Consider the following 2,821-nt stretch of genomic DNA (forward strand, 5'->3'; position numbering starts at 1 on the left):
ACCAGCCGAGCCGTGAGAATGACCAGAATGTGTTGGAAAGCACAGCCATAGCGGGTGACAGCCCCGTATGGGAAGTTTGATCGGACGCATTAAGTAGGGCGGGACACGTGAAATCCTGTCTGAAGATCGGGGGACCACCCTCGAAGGCTAAGTACTCCTTGCTGACCGATAGCGAACCAGTACCGTGAGGGAAAGGTGAAAAGCACCCCGACGAGGGGAGTGAAACAGTTTCTGAAACCGGACGCCTACAAGCAGTCGGAGCATCCTTGAGATGTGACGGCGTACCTTTTGTATAATGGGTCAACGACTTGGTCTGTCTAGCAAGCTTAAGCCGTTAGGTGTAGGCGCAGCGAAAGCGAGTCTTAAATGGGCGACTTAGTTAGACGGATCAGACCCGAAACCGAGTGATCTAGGCATGAGCAGGATGAAGGTTGGGTAACACCAACTGGAGGTCCGAACCCACACCTGTTGAAAAAGGTCGGGATGACTTGTGCCTAGGGGTGAAAGGCCAATCAAACTCGGAGATAGCTGGTTCTCCGCGAAAGCTATTTAGGTAGCGCCTCGGACGTATCCTCTTGGGGGTAGAGCACTGCATGGATGATGGGGGCCCACAGCCTTACTGAGTCTAAGCAAACTCCGAATACCAAGAAGGACTATCCGGGAGACACACGGCGGGTGCTAACGTCCGTCGTGGAGAGGGAAACAACCCTGACCAACAGCTAAGGCCCCCAATTCGTGGCTAAGTGGGAAAGCATGTGAGACTTCCAAAACAACCAGGAGGTTGGCTTAGAAGCAGCCATCCTTTAAAGATAGCGTAACAGCTCACTGGTCTAATCAAGAGGTCTTGCGGCGAAGATGTAACGGGGCTCAAGCCACGAGCCGAAGCTTTGGATGTGCATTTATGCACGTGGTAGCGGAGCGTTCTGTGATATAGAACGCTGCCTCTTTTGCTTTGCAAAAAGCAACGGAGGCAATGTTCTGACTGTGAAGCCGGGCTGTAAGGCATCCGGTGGAGTGATCAGAAGTGAGAATGTTGACATGAGTAGCGACAAACAGGGTGAGAGACCCTGTCGCCGAAAGTCCAAGGGTTCCTGCTTAAAGCTAATCTGAGCAGGGTAAGCCGGCCCCTAAGGCGAGGCCGAAAGGCGTAGTCGATGGGAACCAGGTTAATATTCCTGGGCCAGGAGATGGTGACGGATCACAGAGCTAGTTCTTCCTTATCGGATTGGAAGGGCTGGTGAGTGGTTCCTGGAAATAGCCCTCCATGAGACCGTACCCTAAACCGACACAGGTGGACTGGTAGAGAATACCAAGGCGCTTGAGAGAACCACATTTAAGGAACTCGGCAAAATACCTCCGTAAGTTCGCGAGAAGGAGGCCCCGTTCGTAGGCAACTATGGGCGGGGGGCACAAACTAGGGGGTGGCGACTGTTTACTAAAAACACAGGGCTCTGCGAAGCCGTAAGGCGACGTATAGGGTCTGACGCCTGCCCGGTGCCGGAAGGTTAAAAGGAGATGTGCAAGCATTGAATTGAAGCCCCGGTAAACGGCGGCCGTAACTATAACGGTCCTAAGGTAGCGAAATTCCTTGTCGGGTAAGTTCCGACCTGCACGAATGGCGTAACGACTTCCCCGCTGTCTCAAATGTGGACTCAGCGAAATTGAATTGTCTGTGAAGATGCAGACTTCCCGCGGTTAGACGGAAAGACCCCATGCACCTTTACTATAGCTTCGCACTGGCATCAGGATTGTGATGTGCAGGATAGGTGGTAGGCATCGAAGCAGTGACGCCAGTCGCTGTGGAGCCATCCTTGAGATACCACCCTTCGCACTCTTGATGTCTAACCGCGGCCCGTTATCCGGGTCCGGGACCCTGCGTGGTGGGTAGTTTGACTGGGGCGGTCGCCTCCCAAAGAGTAACGGAGGCGCGCGAAGGTTGGCTCAGAGCGGTCGGAAATCGCTCGTTGAGTGCAATGGCAGAAGCCAGCCTGACTGCAAGACTGACAAGTCGAGCAGAGACGAAAGTCGGCCATAGTGATCCGGTGGTCCCGAGTGGAAGGGCCATCGCTCAACGGATAAAAGGTACGCTGGGGATAACAGGCTGATGATGCCCAAGAGTCCATATCGACGGCATCGTTTGGCACCTCGATGTCGGCTCATCTCATCCTGGGGCTGGAGCAGGTCCCAAGGGTACGGCTGTTCGCCGTTTAAAGAGGTACGTGAGCTGGGTTTAGAACGTCGTGAGACAGTTCGGTCCCTATCTGCCGTGGGTGTAGGATACTTGAGAGGAGTTGCCCCTAGTACGAGAGGACCGGGGTGAACGTTCCACTGGTGGACCAGTTGTCGTGCCAACGGCAGTGCTGGGTAGCTATGAACGGACAGGATAAACGCTGAAGGCATCTAAGCGTGAAGCCCCCCTCAAAACAAGGTATCCCTTGAGAGCCGTGGAAGACCACCACGTCGATAGGCCGGAGATGTAAGTGCAGCAATGCATTCAGTTGACCGGTACTAATGGCTCGATTGGCTTGATTTGATCCGGAAGAAGACAGACCAGCTTGCAAAAGCAAGCAAATCTCTCGCTTCCAAAAGCATCCTTGGACAACTCATCCCAATAAGGGATAACGCCGATCCGTTTCTTTCCCGGTCTGGTGGCCAAAGCACGAGCAAAACACCCGATCCCATCCCGAACTCGGCCGTTAAGTGCCGTCGCGCCAATGGTACTGCGTCAAAAGACGTGGGAGAGTAGGTCACCGCCAGACCTGGAAAGAAACGGATATCTCTCGAAAACGATAAAAAGCACCGCAAAAACCGCGATGCAAAA

General features: G+C 53.8%; 2 rRNA genes (1 of these 2 only partly in view). Both read left to right on the top strand.

Annotation, left to right across the window (positions count from 1 at the left end):
- Positions 1-2,533, top strand: a 23S ribosomal RNA gene (locus ACO2Q4_RS23555); it begins 300 nt to the left of the window's first position.
- A gap of 111 nt (positions 2,534-2,644) precedes the next feature.
- A 5S ribosomal RNA gene (gene rrf, locus ACO2Q4_RS23560) occupies positions 2,645-2,759 on the top strand.
- Positions 2,760-2,821 lie beyond the last annotated feature (62 nt).

Origin of the sequence: Paracoccus sp. KR1-242 (assembly GCF_049446195.1) — a bacterium.
GTDB classification, from domain to species: Bacteria; Pseudomonadota; Alphaproteobacteria; order Rhodobacterales; family Rhodobacteraceae; genus Paracoccus; species Paracoccus broussonetiae.